Source organism: Pseudotenacibaculum sp. MALMAid0570 (assembly GCF_040151415.1).
Lineage (GTDB): Bacteria > Bacteroidota > Bacteroidia > Flavobacteriales > Flavobacteriaceae > Polaribacter.
In genome coordinates this window covers 23615-45973 of record NZ_JBDKWF010000047.1, presented here as the reverse complement: position 1 = coordinate 45973, position 22359 = coordinate 23615, and the positions used below count along the sequence as shown (strand labels likewise).

General features: G+C 32.7%; 19 protein-coding genes. 11 read left to right on the top strand and 8 right to left on the bottom strand.

Annotation, left to right across the window (positions count from 1 at the left end):
- From AAON49_RS06635 to AAON49_RS06625, 3 genes are read right to left on the bottom strand one after another with little or no spacing between them, the layout of a single operon-like run.
- Nucleotides 1-843 (bottom strand): sulfurtransferase, encoded by an 843-nt coding sequence (locus tag AAON49_RS06635; protein ID WP_349553562.1) that lies wholly within the window; start codon nt 841-843, stop codon nt 1-3.
- Nucleotides 843-1877: a glutathione synthase gene (gene gshB / locus AAON49_RS06630; protein ID WP_349553560.1), complete on the bottom strand. Its 1035-nt coding sequence runs from the start codon at nt 1875-1877 to the stop codon at nt 843-845. The genes AAON49_RS06635 and gshB overlap by 1 nt, the downstream gene beginning before the upstream one ends.
- A 12-nt stretch (nt 1878-1889) precedes the next feature.
- Complete coding sequence (locus AAON49_RS06625) at nt 1890-3203, bottom strand: dicarboxylate/amino acid:cation symporter (protein ID WP_349553558.1); 1314 nt, start codon at nt 3201-3203, stop codon at nt 1890-1892.
- 209 nt (nt 3204-3412) lie between these two features.
- Here AAON49_RS06625 and AAON49_RS06620 point away from each other — a divergent pair, with 209 nt between their 5' ends.
- Genes AAON49_RS06620 through AAON49_RS06605 form a run of 4 tightly spaced genes read left to right on the top strand, consistent with a single transcriptional unit; the run spans nt 3413 to nt 9083 of the window.
- Nucleotides 3413-7225 (top strand): DUF8693 domain-containing protein, encoded by a 3813-nt coding sequence (locus AAON49_RS06620; RefSeq protein ID WP_349553557.1) that lies wholly within the window; start codon nt 3413-3415, stop codon nt 7223-7225.
- A 48-nt stretch (nt 7226-7273) separates the two neighbouring features.
- Complete coding sequence (locus AAON49_RS06615) at nt 7274-7585, top strand: DUF6787 family protein (RefSeq protein ID WP_349553556.1); 312 nt, start codon at nt 7274-7276, stop codon at nt 7583-7585.
- 5 nt (nt 7586-7590) lie between these two features.
- Nucleotides 7591-8217: an NUDIX hydrolase gene (locus tag AAON49_RS06610; protein ID WP_349553554.1), complete on the top strand. Its 627-nt coding sequence runs from the start codon at nt 7591-7593 to the stop codon at nt 8215-8217.
- 56 nt (nt 8218-8273) lie between these two features.
- On the top strand, nt 8274-9083 hold the full coding sequence (locus AAON49_RS06605) for a lysophospholipid acyltransferase family protein (RefSeq protein ID WP_349553552.1): 810 nt from the start codon (nt 8274-8276) through the stop codon (nt 9081-9083).
- Between the two features lie 59 nt (nt 9084-9142).
- Here AAON49_RS06605 and AAON49_RS06600 read toward each other — a convergent pair whose 3' ends face one another.
- Nucleotides 9143-9613 carry a Dps family protein gene (locus AAON49_RS06600; RefSeq protein ID WP_349553551.1) on the bottom strand — a complete coding sequence of 157 codons (471 nt, stop codon included), beginning with the start codon at nt 9611-9613 and terminating at the stop codon, nt 9143-9145.
- A gap of 98 nt (nt 9614-9711) precedes the next feature.
- Between AAON49_RS06600 and AAON49_RS06595 the strand changes: the two genes are divergently transcribed.
- On the top strand, nt 9712-10653 hold the full coding sequence (locus AAON49_RS06595) for a hydrogen peroxide-inducible genes activator (protein WP_349553549.1): 942 nt from the start codon (nt 9712-9714) through the stop codon (nt 10651-10653).
- Between the two features lie 35 nt (nt 10654-10688).
- On the opposite strand, the gene AAON49_RS06590 is transcribed toward AAON49_RS06595, so the two are convergent.
- The gene (locus AAON49_RS06590) at nt 10689-12308 is read right to left on the bottom strand and encodes an ABC-F family ATP-binding cassette domain-containing protein (RefSeq protein WP_349553547.1); all 1620 of its coding nucleotides are present in this window, start codon (nt 12306-12308) and stop codon (nt 10689-10691) included.
- Nucleotides 12309-12548: 240 nt separating this feature from the next.
- Between AAON49_RS06590 and AAON49_RS06585 the strand changes: the two genes are divergently transcribed.
- The 4 genes from AAON49_RS06585 to AAON49_RS06570 all read left to right on the top strand — a co-directional run bounded on the left by AAON49_RS06585 (nt 12549) and on the right by AAON49_RS06570 (nt 16948).
- Nucleotides 12549-13928 carry a TlpA family protein disulfide reductase gene (locus tag AAON49_RS06585; RefSeq protein ID WP_349553546.1) on the top strand — a complete coding sequence of 460 codons (1380 nt, stop codon included), beginning with the start codon at nt 12549-12551 and terminating at the stop codon, nt 13926-13928.
- Nucleotides 13929-14066: 138 nt separating this feature from the next.
- The gene (locus AAON49_RS06580; RefSeq protein WP_349553544.1) at nt 14067-15824 is read left to right on the top strand and encodes a DEAD/DEAH box helicase; all 1758 of its coding nucleotides are present in this window, start codon (nt 14067-14069) and stop codon (nt 15822-15824) included.
- A 128-nt stretch (nt 15825-15952) separates the two neighbouring features.
- The gene (locus tag AAON49_RS06575) at nt 15953-16588 is read left to right on the top strand and encodes a hypothetical protein (RefSeq protein ID WP_349553542.1); all 636 of its coding nucleotides are present in this window, start codon (nt 15953-15955) and stop codon (nt 16586-16588) included.
- A gap of 192 nt (nt 16589-16780) precedes the next feature.
- Nucleotides 16781-16948 carry a hypothetical protein gene (locus tag AAON49_RS06570; RefSeq protein ID WP_349553541.1) on the top strand — a complete coding sequence of 56 codons (168 nt, stop codon included), beginning with the start codon at nt 16781-16783 and terminating at the stop codon, nt 16946-16948.
- A gap of 75 nt (nt 16949-17023) precedes the next feature.
- Here the strand turns inward: AAON49_RS06570 and capB are convergent, their stop codons facing one another.
- From capB to AAON49_RS06555, 3 genes are all read right to left on the bottom strand, one after another.
- Nucleotides 17024-18268 carry a cysteate-C-fatty acyltransferase gene (gene capB / locus AAON49_RS06565; protein ID WP_349553539.1) on the bottom strand — a complete coding sequence of 415 codons (1245 nt, stop codon included), beginning with the start codon at nt 18266-18268 and terminating at the stop codon, nt 17024-17026.
- A 125-nt stretch (nt 18269-18393) separates the two neighbouring features.
- Nucleotides 18394-19431 (bottom strand): cysteate synthase, encoded by a 1038-nt coding sequence (capA, locus tag AAON49_RS06560; RefSeq protein ID WP_349553538.1) that lies wholly within the window; start codon nt 19429-19431, stop codon nt 18394-18396.
- Between the two features lie 58 nt (nt 19432-19489).
- Nucleotides 19490-21586, bottom strand: a complete 2097-nt coding sequence (locus AAON49_RS06555) for a S9 family peptidase (protein WP_349553536.1) — start codon at nt 21584-21586, stop codon at nt 19490-19492.
- Nucleotides 21587-21723: 137 nt separating this feature from the next.
- On the opposite strand from AAON49_RS06555, the gene AAON49_RS06550 reads away from it, so the two are divergent.
- Complete coding sequence (locus AAON49_RS06550; RefSeq protein WP_349554022.1) at nt 21724-22044, top strand: YbaB/EbfC family nucleoid-associated protein; 321 nt, start codon at nt 21724-21726, stop codon at nt 22042-22044.
- Nucleotides 22044-22349 (top strand): DUF2752 domain-containing protein, encoded by a 306-nt coding sequence (locus AAON49_RS06545; RefSeq protein ID WP_349553535.1) that lies wholly within the window; start codon nt 22044-22046, stop codon nt 22347-22349. Before AAON49_RS06550 ends, AAON49_RS06545 begins: the two co-directional genes overlap by 1 nt.
- Nucleotides 22350-22359 lie beyond the last annotated feature (10 nt).

The window sequence follows — 22359 nt, the reverse complement described above, 5'->3', positions numbered from 1 at the left end:
CTAAACTTCTATTGGTAATTCTAAAATACTTCCCCATTCTGTCCATGATCCGTCATAGACAACAAAATCTTCATAGCCTGCCAACTCGGCTCCTAATGCTAAAACACAAGCAGTAATTCCTGTTCCACAAGAAAAGATCATTTGTTGTTTGTCTTTAGCAACCTCTTTATACAACAGTCTCAACTCTTCTTTCGTTTTTAATTTTCCTTTTGATAGTAAAGTTGAATAGGGTAAATTTTTTGAGCTTGGAATATGACCGCTTCTCACATTCTTTCTTGGCTCAGGGTCTTTGCCTTTAAATCTTCCTATAGATCTAGCATCAAGAATTAATTTTTCGGAATCATTTAAGGTACTTAAAACAAACTCGCTATTCACAAATTTTTCCTTTTGGAGATTAGCTTTAAAGTTTCCTTTTATGTACTTAGTGCCTAGTTGTTCTTCTGTTTCAAAACCTTTTGAAATCCATTCAGGTAATCCTCCGTCTAGAACAGCAATATTATCAAACCCCATTGCTTTAAACATCCACCAAGCTCTTGGACTTGAATAGACTCCATGAGTATCATAAACAACAATACAACTCTCATTGTTAATTCCTAATCCTCTTGCGTTTTTTTCAAACTCCTCTTCAGAAAGCATTGTATTTGGAAATTCGGCATTCTTAAGAGAAAACGTTTGTTTAATATCAAAAAAACGCGAGAAAGGAATCTGAGAATTGTCACCGATCGGTATTGCTCCTTTGGCGGTAACTTTAGGAATGGTAGCATTTAGGATAATTAAATCTTCATCTTTTAAATGTTGATTTAACCAACTACAATCTACTATGGCGCTAGGTACTTTAAGCATTATGCTTCTTCAACCATTCGTTTTAAATCTGTTTTTCTTTTAAAAGCAGCATTTCTTTCTAACACTTTGCTCTCCATAAAATCGACTACTTTTTCTTGAATTTTAGTTTTATACACTTTATTCATGTAAGTAATTCCACCTGGGCTCATCACATTTACTTCCACTAATTTACCGCCAATTACATCAATCCCTACAAAGTAAAGACCGTCTTTAACCAATCTAGGTCCGATTTTCTTACACAATAATTTTTCTTGAGCGGTTAGTTTGTGTTTAGCCACTGTACCACCAGCAGAAACATTAGATCGATGATCTTTATCACCAGGAACTCTCTTCATTGCTCCAATAGGCACACCATTAAGGATTAGAATTCTCACATCACCTTTATCTGCCCCTTCAATGTACTCTTGTAAAATAACATAATCTGAAGTTCCGTCTTTTTTATGAATGTAGAAATCTAGCAAAGAGTTAATGTTACCCATTGCAGATTTTTCAATAAGAATTACTCCAGAACCTCCAAAACCGTCGAGTGGTTTTAAAATCATTTTATCTGACTTAGATTCTTCAATCATTTGAATCAAATAATCTTTATTTTTAGAGACATGCGTTACTGGTATAATTTCATTATCTGGATCTTCAAAAGCAGCCGTATATAATTTATTATTCGCTTCTCGTAAACCTCGTACCGAATTGATTACAAATACATCATCTTTTACAGAATCCAAAAAGTTTAACATTAAAGGATCTAATGGTGGTTCAGCTCTCATAAAAATCACATCAAAACCTGCAAGAGGAAGCATTTCTTCTCTTGTAGTTGTTTTCTTATAAAAAGATTTTATACTAGCTGGTATTTTTTCACTTCTATTTAAGATGGTACAAAAAGCATTTGTAACACTATTTCTTATTGTGAGATTAGATGGAGTACAGATTGCAACACCATGACCTCTTTTAGCACACTCATGAATAAGTGTAAGTGATGTATCATTTTCAGGAGATTTAATGCTCTCCCATGGATACATTAAAAAACATACATTCATAGTTATTTATTTTTAATTCCCTTTTACGTCATCGTAATTATCATCCCATTCTTTAGGCTTCGGTTCTCCTAATTTTCCAACAGATTTAGCAACCAACATAGATACTGATGCATCTCCAGTAACATTAATTACTGTTCTACACATATCTAAAGGTCTGTCAACTGCAAAGATCAGAGCTAAACCTGCTTCTGGGATTCCAGCGTAACCCAAAACACCAACTAACATAACCATTCCTGCTCCAGGAACGGCAGCAGAACCAATAGAAGCTAGCGTAGCTGTTGCTATAATTCCAAGTTGAGTTCCAAAAGTTAAATCCATTCCAAATGCTTGAGCTATAAATACGGCTGCTACAGCTTGGTATAAACTGGTTCCATCCATATTGATTGTTGCCCCAATTGGTAATACAAAACTTGCAACTTCTTCTTCTACTCCAATATGTTCTGTAACTCTTTCCATTGTTACTGGTAAAGTAGCTGCACTAGAACTTGTTGAAAATGCTAATAATTGAGCTGGAGATATCCCTTTCATAAAGAAACTTGGTTTCTTCTTTGTAAACACAAGTACAATAGCAATATAAACTCCAATCATTATTGCCAATCCGCCAACAACGGTTATTGCATACCAACCTAATGCTTTAAATAAATCTACGCTTGGCGATTCTACAACTAAGGCAGCTAATAATGCAAAAACTCCATAAGGTGCTGCCAACATAATTAAATCGACCATCTTTAAGATGACTTCATTAAATCCGTCAAAAAAGCTTTTTACTGTTTTTCCTTTTTCTTCAGGAATCAAGATAAGTGCTATTCCAAAAAATACTGCGAAGAAAATAACTTGTAACATGTTTCTATTACTTGTTGCTGCTGAAAATATATTCTCAGGAACTAAATCTTGAAGTGCTTGTAAAGGGCCTTGTTCCTTTTGTAATGCAGCTTGATCTTTATATTTTGTGGTATTATCACTGTAGCTATCAACTAATTCGGTTCTCGTTTTATCAGAAATAGAATTTCCAGGTTTGATAATGTTTACTAGAACTAAACCTATTGAAACAGCAATAACTGTAGTCATTATGTAAATAGCAATGGTTCTTCCTCCCATTTTTGAAAGCTTCGATATATCTTTCAGATCTGAAACTCCTTTTATTAAGGCTGCTAAAATAAGTGGAATAGCAATCAACTTAAGCGAGTTAATAAAAATAGTACCAAAAGGTTTGATCCAATCTTTAACAAAATCTTTACCAAAGTCGAAATTAGTCATAATCAAAGCGAAAATAACTCCTAGTAACATTCCTAATAGTATCCTCCAGTGTAATGCTAGTTTTTTCATGTAGTTGTCTTATGTTTAATTGTTGAAAGGTAAAAAAATTATAAATATAAATTGTCTTTTCTATTTGAAAACTATCACTCAAAAAACTGTTTTAAAAATGTATTTTAAAAATTGTTAAATAAATAGTCATAAATTAAATTCATCTGTTATAATAAATTTACTAAATTAGATAGCTCTATAACATAGGTTCCCCTCCAAAAAAATAATCTATGGTAAACAAATCAAAGAGTTTCTTAATTGCTATGATAGTGTTTCTATTCGCTGTCATTAACATTAATGCTCAAAGCTTGAGTTATTCAGGCCCTAATTCTTATAATATAACATCTCCTACTCATCTTAATAACTATATAATACCTTCTATTGAAAGAACTCCTACGGGAATGGTATTTGGGGATAGTGGTAATAAATTTTACATGGTTGGTGCTGCTGGAGATATTGTTGTACAATATGCATTAAGTACAGCTTACGATTTTACTACCAGAGGGACTATTGAAGCTTATTTTAGAGTTAATGCCGAAGAAAGTGTTCCACAAGATGTTGCCTTTAACGATGTTGGTACTAGAATGTATATTGTAGGTAATTCCGGTGATGACATCACAGAATATTCTTTATCTACAGCATGGGATGTATCAACAGCTACTTTTACAGATGTTTTTGATGCCCGAACTGCTATTGAAAATTTACTTGGAGCAACCAATGGTGACCTTTTAACTGGAATGGCCTTTAATAATGATGGTTCAAAATTATATGTTGCCGATAGAAGAAGTGATGATGTTTTTGAATTTGATTTGTCTACAAATTACGATGTTTCTACTGCTGGAGCTGTTGTGAATAATATGCCTATTACAGGAGAAAATAATGTTAGGGGAATAGCTTTTAATAATGATGGAACTGAATTATATGTGATTGGAAATTCGGGTGATGATGTAAATACATTTCCTTTGTCTATTGCATACGATCTTTCTTCTGTAGGAACTTCTTCTGTAAATTCACTTCCTGGATCTCCAGACAATACTCCTCAAGCAATCTTATTAAATGATGATGGGACAACATTTTATGTTGCTGGGTCATCTGATGATGAGATTAAAGAATATTCTCTATCCACTGCTTATGATTTTAGTTCAACCATTACTTTTATTGAAGCGAATGGTTTTCCAACTGTTGAAATTGCTCCTCACGGAATGGCTTTTAATAATGATGGAACGAAGCTCTTTGTTGCTGGAGATCAATTAAATGCTGTTTCTGAAATAGCTTTATCTACACCTTATGATATTACTACAGGAAGATATACAACAGGTTTATATGTAGCTTCTGAAGAAACAGGAATAAAAGGCTTAGCTTTTAACAATACTGGAACAACATTATATATCATAGGAAATAACGGTGATGAAATTAATGGGTACGATTTATCATCTGCTTATGATTTATCGTCAACAATTACCACAACAACTGGCAGTCCTTTTAGTATTTCAGCAGAAGATAACAATCCTTCTGATATATTTTTTAATAACGATGGAACCAAATTATATGTTTTAGGAAATACAGGAAATGATTTAAACCAATATTCTTTATCTCCAGCCTACGATATTGCAGATGCAACTGCAGCAAATCTAGACATTGCTTTTCCGCTAAATGATGTTTCTGGTTTAGTGATTGATTCTGCTCCATTAGGAATGGCTTTTAATAATGATGGTTCTAAACTTTTCATTGCAGGAAATACAGGGAATGACATTAATGAGATTTCTTTATCAGTAAATTTTGATCTATCAACTGGTACTATTACCAATACAGCTACCTATAGTGTAGCTTCTGAAGAAACTACGATTACCGATGTTGCTTTTAATGGTGATGGATCCAAGTTCTTTATAGTTGGTACAAATGGAGATGATATGAATCAATATCAAACCAAAGGAAACCTTATTGAGGCGACTGCTAATGATGGAACTATTGATGGTACAGACCCTCTCGTTATTACACTCACTGGAGATACTTTCGCTGACGTGGATGCTGATGATTTATTAGATATCACAACCGAATTTACAATTGCTAACATACCTACAGGTTTAACTCCTGTCTTTACTTTAAGCGGAGGTGACACAGTTGCAACATTAAGTTTTACTGGAAATGCTGAAAATCACTTAGATGTTGATGATATTGCGAATTTGGTATTTACTTTTACCAATGCTGCTTTTACTTCTTCAAACGCAGCAGATGTAACATTAGCTGTAGGTCATACTAATGTAATGGGCATTGATTTTAGTGACTGTCCTCAAGATATTGTATATACTTCTTCTTGGTCTGGTGGTAGCGGACCAGGTGGCGCCCCAGATAATACAGATACAGCCTCTGGTGTTAGCGTACAAGGGGATGTAACGATTACTGCAGATGTAAGTTGTGCTTGTATTAATATTGCAACAGGACAAACCTTAACTGTTGCTGACGGAATACAACTATCTGTTACTGGTGCAGTTGAAGTCATTGGTAATATCCGTTTAGAAGGAGATGCCCAATTATTGCAGACACATTCTGGAACTAAAAATGTTCAAGGTTCTGGAAACCTAACTATAGATCAAACTAGTGCAACAACAAATATATATCAATCTGGTTATTGGACTTCTCCTGTTACAACCAACGGTTCAACGTTTACAATAGGTGGAACCATGAAAGATGGAACCACTTCTACTCCACAAGACATTACATTTACAGATATTCATACTCTTGATGGAGATGGAACAACCGTACCAATTACGATTAGCGGTCGTTGGTTAGCAAAATTTGCTAATGATACTAACTGGACATTTCCTGTAAGTTCTTCTGGAGAAACCTTTAATCCTGGAGAAGGATATAATATGAAAGGAACAGGTGGAATAGATGGAAGTTCTACACAAAATTATTCTTTTGTTGGTTCTCCAAATGATGGAGATTATTCCCTAACAATTGATGATGTTCGTCTTTATTTAATAGGAAATCCTTACCCTTCTGCTTTAGATGCCAACCAGTTTATTACTGATAATACAGACGCTATTGGTGGTACATTGTACTTTTATGAATCTGGAACAGAAACTTCTCATGCAGTTATAGATTATAATGGAGGTTACGCAACTTATAATGGTATAACTGGTGTACCATTTGGAGCTGGAAAAACACCGGGTCAATATGTTCCTGTAGGTCAAGCTTTTTTTGTTTCTCGTGATGTAGACAACTCACTAGGAACAGGGACTATAGGTTCTAGTGCTGAAATTACATTTAACAATTTACAAAGAGATTTTGTTGTTGAAGGTGCTACATCTGTTTTCTTTAGTAGAACTACTCAAGAAGCATCGCAAAACGTAAATCCAGTATTAAAAATTGGATTAGAATTTGATGTAAACGCATCAAAAACATTCCACAGACAATTAGCTATTGGATTTGTAGGAGCTACAAGAGGATTTGAAAATGGTCTTGATTCACAAATGTTTGGAAGAGAACCTACAGATTTCTCATTGACTGTTGAAAATAAATCAGAGCCTTATGTAATAATTGGTGTCGAAGATTTTACCAATGATGCAGAAATTCCATTACATGTTTTTCTTGATATCAATCGTAGTGTATCATTCTCAGTTGATTCGCAAACAAATTTTCCAGAAGGTCAAAAAATATATTTGATAGATTATCAAGAAGGAATGTATTATGAAATTCAAGATACCCCTAAACAACTTTCATTAGATGCAGGCACTTACTTGAGTCGTTTTACTATCACCTTCAAAATACCTGCTTCATTAAGCACCAATAATGAAAGTTTAACTGATGAAATAAGTATTTTTAATGATTCTTCTTTAAAGCAAATTGTTGTGAAAAGTTTGAATCTATCTATCAATAAAATTGAGGTCTACAACTTGCTAGGTCAGAAAGTTATTGAAGATATAAATGTAAATTCTTTAGTAGAAATTAAAATTCCATCAGATAATTTAAAACCAGCAGTTTATATTGTAAATATTAAAACTGAGAAAGGAAGTTTGAATAAAAAAATTGTAGTTGAGTAATTTTTTTCAGAACAATTCATGTCGTAATTTTGCTGTAATACAATTCCAATGGAAAAACTTAAACAACGCTGGGGCATTACCTCCAATATTCAAATCGTTTTAATTTTTATTGTTTTTGCTATTAATGGTTCCTTTTCAGCTTGGGTAGCTGAACCTGTAACGGAATTCTTTGGCTTAACAAAAGAATCTGTGAGCGGTTGGATTTACTGGCCAGCAAGAATTATTTTAATCTTTCCTATTTATCAGATAACCTTACCTATTGTTGGTTGGTTATTTGGTCAATTCCGTTTCTTCTGGGAATTTGAAAAGAAATTTATGAGAGCCATAGGCCTTGGCTTTTTCTTTAAAAAGGATTCTTAATATCTATGAAATTCCAAGAATTTTTAGACAATATTCATAAGTTTAAATCTATTCCTTTAGGAGGTTTAGAAGCTCAATTTAAATTAGCTCCAAAACTAAGATTGAAATACGATGCTGAGAAAATAGAAGCTAATAATCCCAAAAGAGCAGCTGTTTTAGCATTGTTTTATCCAAATCAAGATGAAGAAGCTACCTTTCTGTTAACACAAAGAGCTAGTTATAAAGGAACACATTCAGCACAAATTAGTTTTCCTGGAGGTAAAATTGAAGAGCGAGATATTTTGCTTGTAGATACAGCTATTAGAGAGGCTAATGAAGAAGTTGGTATTATCAAAGATGACATTAATATTATTAGAGAAATAACCGATGTTTATATCCCTCCAAGTAATTTCTTAGCAACTCCTTTTATTGGATATACAGACTATAGGCCAAACTTTATTATCAATCAAGAAGTAGCTTCCACTATAGAAGTCTTGGTAAGTGATTTATTAGACGATTCTAATATTGATAGTATTAAAATGAATACTTCTTATATGAAAAATGTTGATGTTCCTTGTTTCAAACTCAATGATTATATTGTTTGGGGAGCAACAGGAATGATGCTAAGTGAAATTAAAGAAATACTAAAATAATGTTCTCTTAGGAATACTTTTGTATTTTAGCACACGACTATTAAAAAACCAAGTAAATGCCACTATTCAAAAGGAATCCTTTTGGACATTATCTATGGATAAAAAAATGGCTCATTAGGATACTAGGAGTAGTTTCTCACGGTAGATACAGAAGCTTCAACCGACTTCAGATTGAAGGATCAGAAATTATAAGACAACTCCCAGAAAATAATGTGCTTTTTATTTCCAATCACCAAACTTATTTTGCTGACGTAGCCGCTATGCTTCATGTTTTCAATGCTGCATTGAAAGGAAGAAATGATAATATCAAAAATGTTGGGTATATCTGGAATCCAAAATTGAATATCTATTATGTGGCTGCAGGTGAAACAATGAGATCTGGATTTTTACCTAAGGTATTTGCATACACTGGATCTATTTCAATTGATAGAACATGGCGAAGTGCTGGTAAAAACGTAAACAGACAAGTAAAAATGTCTGATATTACAAATATTAGCAAGGCTTTAGATGATGGTTGGGTTATAACGTTTCCACAAGGAACCACTACTCCATTTAAACCTATTAGAAGAGGAACTGCTCATATTATAAAAACTTACAAACCAACTGTAATCCCTATTGTTATTGATGGTTTTAGACGTTCTTTTGATAAAAAAGGGCTGATGATTAAAAAGAGGAATGTCTTACAATCTATGGTTATAAAACCACCAATGGAAATTGATTACGAAAACGAATCTATTGATGATATTGTAACAAAAATTGAATATGCCATAGAACAGCACCCTTCTTTTTTAAAGGTTATATCTCCTGAAGAATATGCAAAACAGGAAGAAGAGTTAAACAAGAAAAGAGAGTTCTGGAATTTATAGAAATACTAAGTGCCTAAGTAATGAGTTCAAACTAACTACCTAAGCACTCATATTCAAATTTATCCCAACCAAGCGTTCATCATCCACATTGTTTTTTCTTGTTCAGAAATAAAATCGCTCATCATAGAATTTGTTCCTTCGTCTTCTGCATTATCAGAAAGCTCTAAAATGTTTCTTTCTATTTTCAGTAATTCTGATAATGAATTCACTATCAATTTAACTGATTCCTCATCATTAGATATGTTATGAGCCACTGGTACTTTAGCTATTGAAGTGTAATCTGAAAAAGTATGCAAGGGAGTTGCTTGCAATGTTAAAATACGCTCCGCAATCATATCAACTTTCTCTTGAGCATCAGTATATAATTCTTCAAATTTTAAATGCAGTTCAAAAAAGTTTTTCCCTTTAATATTCCAATGCAATCCACGTAAACTCTGGTAATAAGTTTGAAAATTTGCCAATAAAACATTTAATTCTTTTGTTAATTCCTCTGTTTGTTTTTTATCTAATCCTAAAATTGTAGTATTCATTTTTTTCATTTTTGATACCTCAAAATTACTTCCAAAAAATTTTAAATAACTATAGTTTTTATTGATAGTTTTAATATCTTTATCAAAAATTTTTATAGATGACAATCACTCAATTAAAATATGTTCTCTCTGTAGCTGAGTATCAAAATTTCACAGTTGCAGCAGAACACAGTTTTGTTACTCAACCTACTTTAAGTATGCAAATTCAAAAGCTTGAAGAAGAATTAGATGTACAAATTTTTAATCGTTCTAAAAAACCTATCGAATTAACTGATGTAGGAGAAAAAGTCGTAGAACAGGCAAAAATTATAGTGAATGAAAGTAATCGAATTACAGATATAGTCCATCAACACAAAGGCTACATAGGAGGAGAATTTAAGTTAGGAATCATTCCTACTGTAATGCCTACCTTACTTCCTATGTTCTTGCATAATTTCACTAAGAAATATCCAAAAGTGAAACTAATTATAGAAGAATTAACCACTGAAGAAATTATCAGAAAGTTAATGGATGGTCATATAGATGCTGGATTGGCAGCTACACCTTTAGAAAATGAGGCTATTAAAGAACGTCCGTTATACTACGAACCTTTTGTAGGATTAATTCCACAAGGTCATCGTTTGTTTAATCAAAAACTTATAGAGGTAGATGAATTAGAAATGGATGATATATTACTTTTAGAAGACGGACATTGCTTTAAAGATAGTGTAATTAACCTTTGCAGAACTTATAGAACCGACAATAAAAAAGGGTTTCAATTAGAAAGCGGAAGTTTTGACACTCTGGTGAAACTTTCTAAAGAAGGTTTAGGAATGACACTCCTTCCCTACTTACACACTTTAGATTTAAACGAAACAGATAAAAAGCACTTAAGAGAATTTACAACTCCTCCTCCAGCCAGAGAGGTGAGTTTGATTTTCCACAAATCTCAGCTTAAAATGCAGTTGATAGATGCATTAAAAAACACTATTGATGGTGTCATAAGAGGAGCTATTTCCTTTAGCGATGTAAAAATTATCAGTCCGTTACAGCATCATTAAAAATTAAAAGGGAAGCTATTTAGCTTCCCTTTTAATTATACGTACATTTTTGTTCTCAATTCTTTTACTTTCGAATCACCTAGGTAATCATCAAAAGTTGAATATCTATCTATAATTCCATTGGGAGTTAACTCTATAATTCTATTGGCTACAGTTTGTGCAAACTCATGATCATGAGTAGAAAATAGTACTGTTCCTTTGAAATTAATCAAAGAGTTATTCAAAGCCTGAATAGATTCTAAGTCTAAGTGGTTTGTAGGTTCATCTAACAATAAGATATTAGCTCTCTTCATCATCATTTTAGATAACATACAACGTACTTTTTCTCCTCCAGATAAGACATTGCTTTTCTTAAGAGCTTCCTCTCCAGAAAAGATCATCTTCCCTAAGAACCCTCTTAAAAATACTTCTTCTCTCTCCTCTTCAGTTTGTGCATACTGACGTAGCCAGTCAACCAAGTTCAAACTTCCATCTTGAAAATATTCAGAATTATCCAGTGGTAAATAAGATTGTGTAGTAGTTACTCCCCAATTAAATTTTCCAGAATCAGGACTTTCATTGCCTGCAATAATTTGATAGAAAGCCGTTAATGCTTTCGAGTTTTTAGAAATAACAGCAACTTTATCTCCTCTATTTAAATTGATATCAATATTTTGGAATAATACTCCTTCATCATTTGATTTAGATAATCCTTCTACATTTAAAATTTGGTCTCCCGCTTCTCTTTCCGCTTTAAAAATAATTGCTGGATAACGTCTACTAGAAGGTTTAATCTCATCTACATTTAATTTTTCTATCATTTTTTTACGACTCGTAGCTTGCTTAGATTTTGCTACGTTGGCAGAAAAACGACGGATAAATTCTTCTAATTCTTTCTTTTTATCTTCAGCTTTCTTGTTTTGTTGTGCTCTTTGTTTAGCTGCTAACTGACTAGATTCATACCAAAATGTATAGTTCCCTGAATAATGATTGATTTTACCAAAATCTATATCTGAAATATGTGTACAAACAGCATCTAAAAAGTGACGGTCGTGAGAAACAACAATTACAGTATTGTCATAATTCGCTAGAAAAGTTTCCAACCAAGAAATTGTTTCAAAATCTAAATCATTGGTAGGCTCATCCATAATTAGAACATCAGGAGTGCCAAATAATGCTTGTGCTAGTAAAACACGTACTTTTTGTTTTCCGTCTAGCTCACTCATTAAAGTATAATGTAAATCTTCCTTGATTCCTAGATTTGATAACATGGCAGCAGCATCAGAATCAGCATTCCAACCATTCATTTCTTCAAATTTCACTTGTAACTCCCCTATTTTCTCCGCATTTTCATCAGAATAATCGGCATACAAAGCATCAATTTCAGATTTAATAGCAAATAAATCTTTATTTCCCATAACCACAGTTTCTAATACTGGATGCTCATCAAATGCAAAGTGATCCTGACTCAAAACAGACATTCTCTTTCCTGGCTCTAAATGAACATGACCAGAAGTTGGTTCCATTTTACCAGAAAGGATTTTTAAAAACGTTGATTTTCCTGCACCGTTAGCACCAATAATTCCGTAGCAATTCCCTTGTATAAACTTTGTATTTACTTCATCGAACAATACACGTTTTCCAAACTGAACAGATAAATTAGAAACTGATAACATTGATTTTTCTCTTTTAAATTTCGATGCAAAAGTATGAAATTGATTTAGGAATTTAAACCTAAAACACAAGATGTTTCACAAGGTATTACATGAAATTTTCATTTTTAATTTCAATTCCATATTTTAGCTCGGCTTTTTATCAAATCAACAATGTTAAAAAAGCTGTTTTAACACCCCATTAACAACAAAGCGAATTATAGATATGTACTTTTGTTTGTTGAAAATGAGATTGATCTGAACATGATAGAACGATTAAGTAAACTGATAGCACTTTTTATTATCACAGCTTTTATAAGCTGTAATCAGGCGTCTGAAAAAAGTATGACTTTTTTTGGAGGTAAGATTATCAACCCCAAATCTGATCATGTAATTTTATATGATAATGAAATTGTATTAGACACTTTTTTCTTAGACCAAAATGATACTTTTCTAGGACAGGTAGAAGCTCTAAGCGAAGGTCTATACTATTTCAAGCACGGAAATGAACACCAATATATCTATCTTCAGCCAAAAGATAGCCTCCTTATACGATTAAATACTTGGGATTTTGATGAATCTTTAGTTTTTAGTGGTAAAGGCGCAAAACGTAATAATTTACTTATAGATTGTTTTTTAGATTCAGAAAAACAAGATAAATTATTTTACAAATATTACGATTTAACTCCTCATAAATTTAGAAACAAAGTAGATTCTATAGAGAAAATCAAACTTGCTACCTATAAAGAGTTTGAAGATAATAACCCTGAAGAATCTGATAATTATAAGGATATTCTTAAAATCGCATTAACCTATCCTTTGTATTCAAAAGTAGAAAGTTACCCTATGGCACATAGTGCTATGAGTAGTCATAATAAACATAATGAAGTAAATGCCTCTTTTTATCCTCATAGAGCTTCGATTTCGCTGGAAAGAGATTCTATCATGTATTTTTACGCGTATAGAGATTTTGTTATCAATCACTTATACAACAAAGTAAATACAGCTGGACATGATTATCATTCAGATGAGTTTACTGTTAGTTTATTAAAGACAATTGCTAATGAACTTAAAAGTGAAAATACTCGAAATGCTATCTTAAGGCAAACCATGGTAGGTCACTTTTATAGAAAATCTAGCTGTAATGTAAATAAAGAAGCTTTTGACACTTATTTAAGCTTAAGTAGTGATGATAATGATAAGAAGCTTATTAAATCGTTATTAAACGATTCTAAAAAGATACACAAAGGAAAAAAATTAGGAAACTTTAAAGTAACTGACTACAACAAAACAGATCGATCTATCAAATCACTTATCAAAGGTAAAAACGTTGTTCTTTATTTTTGGAATCCAGAGTATGTTTCTAAAGACTACATAGCTGCTCGTGTAAACTTCTTATCAAGAGAATACCCAGATGTTAAGTTTATTGGTGTTAAGATTGATGGTGATGGTAAAGAGCGCATCAAGAAGATTGATATAAAAAAACAATATTACTTGAATTCTACAAGTGCGGCCAATCAGTTTTTAACTAGCAAAATGCCTCGCACAATTCTAATCAATAAAAAAGGAGTTGTTACCAATGGTTATGCAGCACTTTCTTCAAGAAATATTTATAGTCAAATCAATAAACTCAGAAAAAACTAATCTACGTTTCTTCTAATATCCATTTTATTTAACCTACCTTTGCACGATTTTTCTATTGAGATTCAATAGATTAAAAATCAAAGTCGTTATATAAATCAGGATTTGCAGGTGGGCGTCTGTGGATCTAAAAAACACAGTATGTCAACATTTTTAGAATTAGGCTTAAAAGAGCCTATTAATAGAGCATTAACCGATTTAGGTTACGAAAAACCTACAGTAATTCAAGAAAAAGCAATTCCTCAGATTATCTCTTCTACCGATGATCTTAAAGCTTTTGCTCAAACAGGAACTGGTAAAACAGCCGCCTTTAGCTTACCCATTTTAGAATTAGCAGATGAGAATAATAAAAATACTCAGGCTATTATTCTTTCACCTACAAGAGAATTAGCAGTTCAGATTGGAAAAAACATCCAAGACTTTGCTAAGTATATTCCTAATATGAAAGTAGTAACAGTTTATGGAGGAGCAAATATTGAGGAACAAATTAGAAAACTTAAAAAAGGAGCACAAATTGTTGTTGGTACACCAGGACGTACAGTAGACCTTATCAATAGAAGAGCTTTAAAGCTTGGAAACGTAGAATGGTTAGTTTTAGATGAAGCTGATGAGATGTTAAATATGGGATTCAAAGACGAATTAGATAAAGTGCTAGCGTCTACTCCAGAAACAAAACAAACATTATTATTTTCAGCTACATTTCCAAGAGAAGTTGAGGCGATAGCAAAAAACTACATGACCAGACCTGTAGAAGTAACTTCTGGAGAGAAAAATTCTGGATCCGATAATGTTAAACATTTATATTATCAAGTATCTGAAAGAACTCGATATCCTGCTTTAAAAAGAATTGCAGATATTAATCCAGATATCTATGGAATCATATTTTGTAGAACTCGAAGGGAAACTCAAGAGATTGCTACAAAATTAATTGCAGACGGATACAATGCAGATTCTTTGCATGGAGATCTTTCTCAGGCTCAACGAGATAATGTGATGGAGAAATTCCGTCAGAAGAATATTCAAATGTTAGTAGCTACTGATGTTGCTGCTCGTGGTTTGGATGTGAATAACTTAACACACGTTATTAACCATAAATTACCAGATCAAACAGAGAACTACACTCATAGAAGTGGGCGTACTGGTAGAGCAGGAAATCAAGGAATATCTATTGTTTTAATTAATCGAAAAGAAAAAGGGAAAATTTCTGCTATAGAACGTAAAATCAAGCAAAAGTTTGAGCAAGGAATGATTCCTACTGGAGAAGAAGTTTGTCAAAAACAGATCTTACATCTAATTGATAGAGTAAAAAATATTGAGGTAAATGAAAGTGAAATTGAAGGCTTTTTGCCTCATATCAACGAAAAATTAGCTGGTTTGGATAGAGAAGAACTGATTAAACGATTTGTTTCTTTAGAATTCAACACTTTCCTATCTTATTATGAAAATGCTCAAGACTTAAATGATTTGAGTAAGGATTCAGGAAAAAGTAGCGGAAAGGGTTCTTCTGAGAACATGACTCGTTTCTTTATCAATCTTGGACGTAAGGATAAGTTAAATCCAGCTAGACTAATTGGTTTAATTAACGAACAAAATATTACTGAAGCATTAGACATTGGAGCTATAGACATATTAGATACTTTTTCATTTTTCGAAGTTGATAAAAACTTCCAAGATGAAACCTTAACTGCTTTTGAAGCAAATCAACCAGATTTTAATGGTCGTAATGTAAATATTGAAATCACTAAAAAGGAAAAGCCAACAGGAGGAGGCAGAAGACGGGGAAGAAGACCTTTTAAAGATGGTGGCGGAAATAGAAGCAGTCACGGAAAAGGAAATAGAGGTAGTAGACGAAGTAATAATAATCCATCTTCTGGTTTTGGAAGAAGACGAAGAAAGTAAGAAGTTTTAAATTATACATATGTAAACCCATCTAAATTAGATGGGTTTTATTTTGCTGTAAAACAGGTATTTATACTCTTACAAAAACAAATTGGTCATTCTAACTTGAATGCCAAAACCATCATATCATGAAAATCAATAAACCAATTTTTATAATTATAGCTTTCCTATGTATAGCCATAGCTTGTAAAAAAACAGAGAAAAAAGCTGAGAAAGAAACTGAAAAAGTAAAAAAGAAAAATCCTTGTGATAGTCCAAAAACAGTTAAAGAATTACTTGCTTGTGCTAATACAGTTGGCACTGTTGATAGTACTTGGGTAAGCATTGGGTCAAAATTTAATAATGGCTGTTACACTTCTTGGAACCCTCAAGATACTGTTCTAACAATTACTTACAAAGATTCTATTGTCTTATGGCGCGTGAATGAACATGCGAATACACCAGGACATTATTCTGGAAGTTGGTTTACAAACTACAGCGCTAAAGCTGCCGGATTAACTAAGGAAGAAACATTAGATCTTTTTGCTTTAAATCCTTGTCCGGATCAAAATGCTTCATGGGATACTTGCAAGTGTCCAAACGGAAAACAACCTATAGATTCAGTAATTCAGTATGAAGAAAAACTAAAAATAGGGCCTAATCAGCGCATGCTATTTGGTGTTGTAGGTAAGAACCCTTTTGGTAAAGGTGGGCAAATGCAATGGAATATAATTAACAAAAAGACTCCCCCTTACCGATTGTTGGAACAAATTAGATGGGAATAATTTATACCATTATTCAATAAAGCTTTATCTATTATTTCAAACTACCCTTTCTGGGTAGCAGTTTCGTTTTTATTATTCTATACATTAGTGTTATTGCTAAAAAATAAGCAATATATCTCTTGCAAGAAAAGACATGAATGTTCAAATGTCTCTAAACAATTTGGGCAATTCGTTTAACCAAATTTTAAAAAAATGAAAAACAAAATTTTGAATTTAGGAAAAGTTCTAAACAAAAATCAACAGAGAAACGTAAGCGGAGGCGCTAGCGGAACAGGTTTTATCAGATGCTATTTTGGGGGCAGTTGCGTCCGATACGGTAAAATGTGTAGAGAAGCTGTTTGTAGGTGGAATCCTGCTTAATATTAGCATTTAATGAAAACAAAAAACCGAGCTGAATTGGCTCGGTTTTTATATTTTATACTTATTTCTATTTACTTATATAGAAGCATCTACATGCTTATAAGCTCCACTTTCTAATTTACTCCTAATTGCAGTAAAAGCGGCAATAGTTTCATCAATATCTTCTTGCGTATGAGTAGTTGTAGGTATCAATCGTAAAATAATCAAACCTTTAGGAATTACAGGATATACTACTATAGAACAGAAAACTCCATGGTTTTCACGTAAATCTTGTACTAAAGCCATCGCTTCTGGCACATCTCCTTTTAAATATACCGGTGTAATACATGTTTGAGTAGTTCCCAAATCAAAACCAGCATTTCTCAAACCAGATTGTAATGCATTAGTATTCTCCCACAATTTGTCTTTCAACTCAGGCATAGTACGAATCATATCCAAACGTTTCAATGCTCCTTTTACCATTGGCATTGGTAAAGATTTTGCAAACATTTGAGAACGCATATTGTACTGTAAATACTGAACAATGTCTTTGTCTCCCGCGAAGAAAGCTCCTATTCCAGCCATTGATTTTGCAAAAGTTGCAAAATACACATCAATTCCATCTTGAACTCCTTGTTCATATCCAGTTCCTCTCCCTCCTTCTCCAAGAGTTCCAAAACCATGAGCATCATCTACTAAAAAGCGGAAATTGTATTTCTTTTTTAACTCAATGATTTCTTTTAAACGACCTTGTTCTCCTCGCATTCCAAAAACTCCCTCAGAAATTGCCAGAATTCCTCCTCCAGTTTTCTCAGCCATTTTCACAGCACGCTTCATGTTTTTCTCAAAGCTTTCTATATCATTGTGTTTGTAAACAAAACGTTTTCCTGGATGCAAACGAACTCCATCTATAATACAAGCATGAGTATCTACATCATATACTATAATATCGTTCTTACCTACAAGTGCATCAATTGCTGAAACCATTCCTTGGTAACCAAAGTTTACTAAGTATGAAGCTTCTTTACCAACAAATTCGGCGCATTCTTGCTCTAATTGCTCATGATATTTTGTATGACCTGACATCATTCTGGCTCCCATTGGATATGCCATTCCGTGTTCTGTAGCTGCTTCACCATCTGCTTTTAAAACATCTGGGTGATTTGCTAACCCCAAATAGTCATTAACACTCCAGGTAATTACTTTTTTTCCATTGAAAAACATTCGATTAGAAATAGGTCCTTCTAATTTTGGAAATACATAATATCCTTCTGCTTTATCTGCCCAACTTCCTATAGGTCCTTTTTCTTCTCTAATTCTTTCAAATAAATCTTTCGTCATGCTCTAAATGTTTTCTTTGCTAATTATCTTAGCGGGTGCAAAGTAACCGAATTTTTAGGAGTTAATCAAATAAAAAGAAGTGTTGATTATCAACAAATTATAACTCTAAAACGATTTCGATTTAACTATTTAATATAGTTTGTAGGTTTATTTTGAGGAAGTTGCTCGTCATAAAAGCCTTGTTCTTCCATCCAAGTATCGTTATAAATTTTGTTCATATAACGAGAACCATGATCAGGAAAAATAAGAACTACAACACTATCATCATAAAACATCCCTTTTTCTGCATACTGTTCGGTAGCTTGCATAACAGCCCCACAAGTATATCCTGGGAAAATTCCTTCTTCCTTAATAATCTCTCTGGCTTTGTAAGCAGCATCTTTATCGCTAACTTTCTCGTAAATATCTATAACAGAAAAGTCTGTAGAAGTTGGTATTAAGTTCTTTCCTAATCCTTCTATCTTATATGGTTTGATTTCATTCTCATCAAACTCACCTGTTTCGTGATATTTTTTTAATACAGAACCCACCGCATCTACTCCTAAAATCTTAACATTCGGGTTTTGTTCTTTTAAATATTGTGCAGATCCAGAGATAGTACCTCCGGTACCACTAGCAACAACTAAATGAGTTATTTTTCCTTCTGTTTGTTCCCAAATTTCTGGTCCTGTAGTAGCATAATGAGCTTCAATATTTAATTCATTAAAGTATTGATTGATATAGATAGAATTTGGAGTTTCTTTATGAATTCTTTTAGCAACTTCATAGTAAGATCTTGGATCATCGGCAGGAACATTTGCAGGGCATACAAATACTTCAGCTCCCATAGCTCTCAATCCATCAATCTTATCAACTGATGATTTATCGCTTACAGCTAACTTACATTGGTATCCTTTAACCATGGCAATCATAGCTAAGGAAAAACCAGTATTTCCGGAAGTAGTCTCTACAATAGTGCTTCCCGGTTTTAAGATTCCTTTTTTCTCTGCATTTTCAACAATGTGTAATGCTATTCTGTCTTTTGCAGAATGTCCAGGATTGAACATTTCTAGTTTAGCAAAAAAAGTACCTGGAATGTTTTTAGTAATACGATTTAGGCGAACCATTGGAGTTTTTCCAACCAATTCCAACAAATTTTTATACACACCTAAATCTCTATTCATTCCTCTTGTTTTATCTAAATCTTTTGATAATTCTGTTTGTACCGCCTGCAAAACTAGTCTATTTTTCTAATTTATTTTCTAAAGCTAAGAAAAAGGTGTAATCTCTAGCTGTTTCTTTTAATGCATCAAACCTACCTGAAGCACCACCATGACCGGTATCCATATTAGTATGCATCAACAAAATATTAGTATCTGTTTTTAGTTCTCTAAGTTTAGCAACCCATTTTGCAGGTTCCCAGTATTGTACTTGACTATCAAAATAACCAGTAGTAACTAACATATTAGGATATTCCTTGGCTTCTACTTGATCGTAAGGTGAATAAGATAAAATATAATCGTAATACTCTTTATTCTTAGGATTTCCCCATTCGTCAAATTCTCCTGTGGTAAGCGGAATTGTTTCGTCTAACATGGTAGAAACAACATCTACAAAAGGAACAGCAGCAACAATTCCGTTGTATAACTCTGATGCCATATTCACGATTGCTCCCATCAACAAACCTCCTGCAGAACCTCCCATGGCATATAAATGATTTGCTGAAGTATAGTTATTCTCAATCAAATATTTAGAACAATCTATAAAATCATAAAATGTATTTTTTTTATGCAACATTTTTCCATTTTCATACCATTCGCGCCCTAAATATTGACTTCCTCTAATATGAGCAAGTGCATAAACAAATCCACGATCTAACAAGCTTAAACGAGTTGTAGAAAATCCATCTGAAATTGTATATCCGTATGATCCATAAGCATATTGTAACAATGGAGTATCTTTTCCTAGCTTAGTGTTTTTATGGTAAACTAGTGAGATGGCAACTTTCTTTCCGTCTCTAGCTGTAGCCCAAACTCTTTTGCTTGTATAATTATTTTTGTCAAATTTCCCTCCTAAAACGTCTTGTTCTTTCTTAATATCCTTTGAATGATCTTTCATATTAAAATCAATCACAGAATTAGGAGTTGTAAAAGAATTATATGAGTAGCGGATAATATCAGTATCGAATTCAGGGTTAGCATAAACACTTACAGAGTATGTTTCTTCATCAAAAGGTAAATAATAATCTTCTTTCCCGTCCCATCGTTTGATTCTTATCGTATTTAATCCATTGGTTCTTTCTTCTAAAACTAGATAATCTCTAAAGATAGAAATGTCTTCCAATAAAGTATCTTCTCTGTGAGGAATAACGTCTACCCAATTCTCTTTCGTAGTTTTATGTATTGGGGTTTTCATTAGTTTGAAGTTCTTGGCACCATCTTTATTGGTTTGAATATAAAAATGGTCTCCAAAATGCGATAAACTATACTCTAAATCTCTTTCTCTTTCTTGAATCAATTTGAATTCTCCATCAGGATTATTGGCAGATAAAACTCTAAATTCGCTTGAAACAGTACTATAAGACCCAATAACAATATATTCCTCAGACTTAGTCTTGTAGACATAAGTCCCGAAGGTTTCATCCTTTTCATGAAATACTTCTATATCTTCTGAAGTATTAGTTCCTAAAACATGTTTAAATATTTTCTCTCCGCGAAGAGTTATTGGATCTTTTTTGGTGTAATACAATGTTTTATTATCATTAGACCAAACCGAACCTCCTGTTGTATTTTCAATCTTTTCAGGATAGATTTCACCAGTCTCTATATTCTTAATTTGAATTGTGTATTGCCTTCTACTTACTGTATCTGTTGCAAAAGCTGCCAATTTGTTATCTCTACTGATGTTTAAACCTCCTAATTGAAAATATTCATATCCTTCAGCTTCATTATTTACATTAAATAGAATTTCTTCTTTTGTATTTAAGTTTCCTTTTTTTCGAGAGTAAATAGGGTATTGTTTTCCTTTTTCGTAGCGAGTAATATAAAAATATTGGTTTTTAAAATAAGGAACAGATTCATCATCTTCTTTGATACGTCCCTTCATTTCTTGGAATAATTCTTCTTGAAAATCTTTTGTGTTTGCAGTTACTTCATCAAAGTAGTTGTTTTCTTCATTTAAGTAAGCCTCAACCTTCTTGGTCTGATTGTCTTTAACTTCTGCATCTTTTTGGTCATCAGTCAAACGCATCCAAAAGTAGTTATCTATTCTAGTATGATTATGTATTACTAATTCTTCTGGTTTTTTCTCTGCTATAGGAGGAATTGCGCTTAGTTTCATTTATCTGATGCTTTTTATGCGGATGCAAAAATAAAACTAATTCCTAGAGATTGTAAAAAGATTTATTTCATTTTTAATTGATTTCATATTTTACAATAGAAAAGAGTAATTTTGATGTTGACAAAAATAGATACGATATGTTTGGAGATATTTCTGGAATGATGAATCAGTTGCAACAAGCGCAACAAAAAGTTGAAGAAACCAAAAAACGACTAGATACTGTTTTAATTGATGAAGAAACAAGTGGGAAATTAAAAGTCACTGTAACTGCCAATAGAGAAATAAAAAGCATTCAAGTAGATGAGAGTTTACTTGCTGATGCAGAAGAATTAGAAGACTATTTAGTGCTTACGTTAAACAAAGCTCTAAAAAGAGCCAATGATATTAACGAACAAGAAATGGCTGCTGCTGCAAAAAGTGGAATGCCAAATATTCCTGGAATGGATCTTTTTAAATAATGACTTTTTTGCTTTTACAAACAGAAGATTATTTACTCCCTTGTCTTAACAAACAAATGTTTGGTATAGATTGCTTAGGTTGTGGCATACAACGTTCTTTGGTATTGATAGGTAAAGGTGAGTTTGTTGAAGCGTTTAAAATGTATCCGGCTATTTATACGTTGATTTTGCTTGCTTTGGTTATTCTGATCAATTTCAAATTGAAATTTAAAAACAGGAAACGAATTATTATTACATTAGCAATCATAAATTTACTAATCATTGTGATTAGCTATTTTATAAAAATGAATCATTTAATCAACTAATTCAAAATAT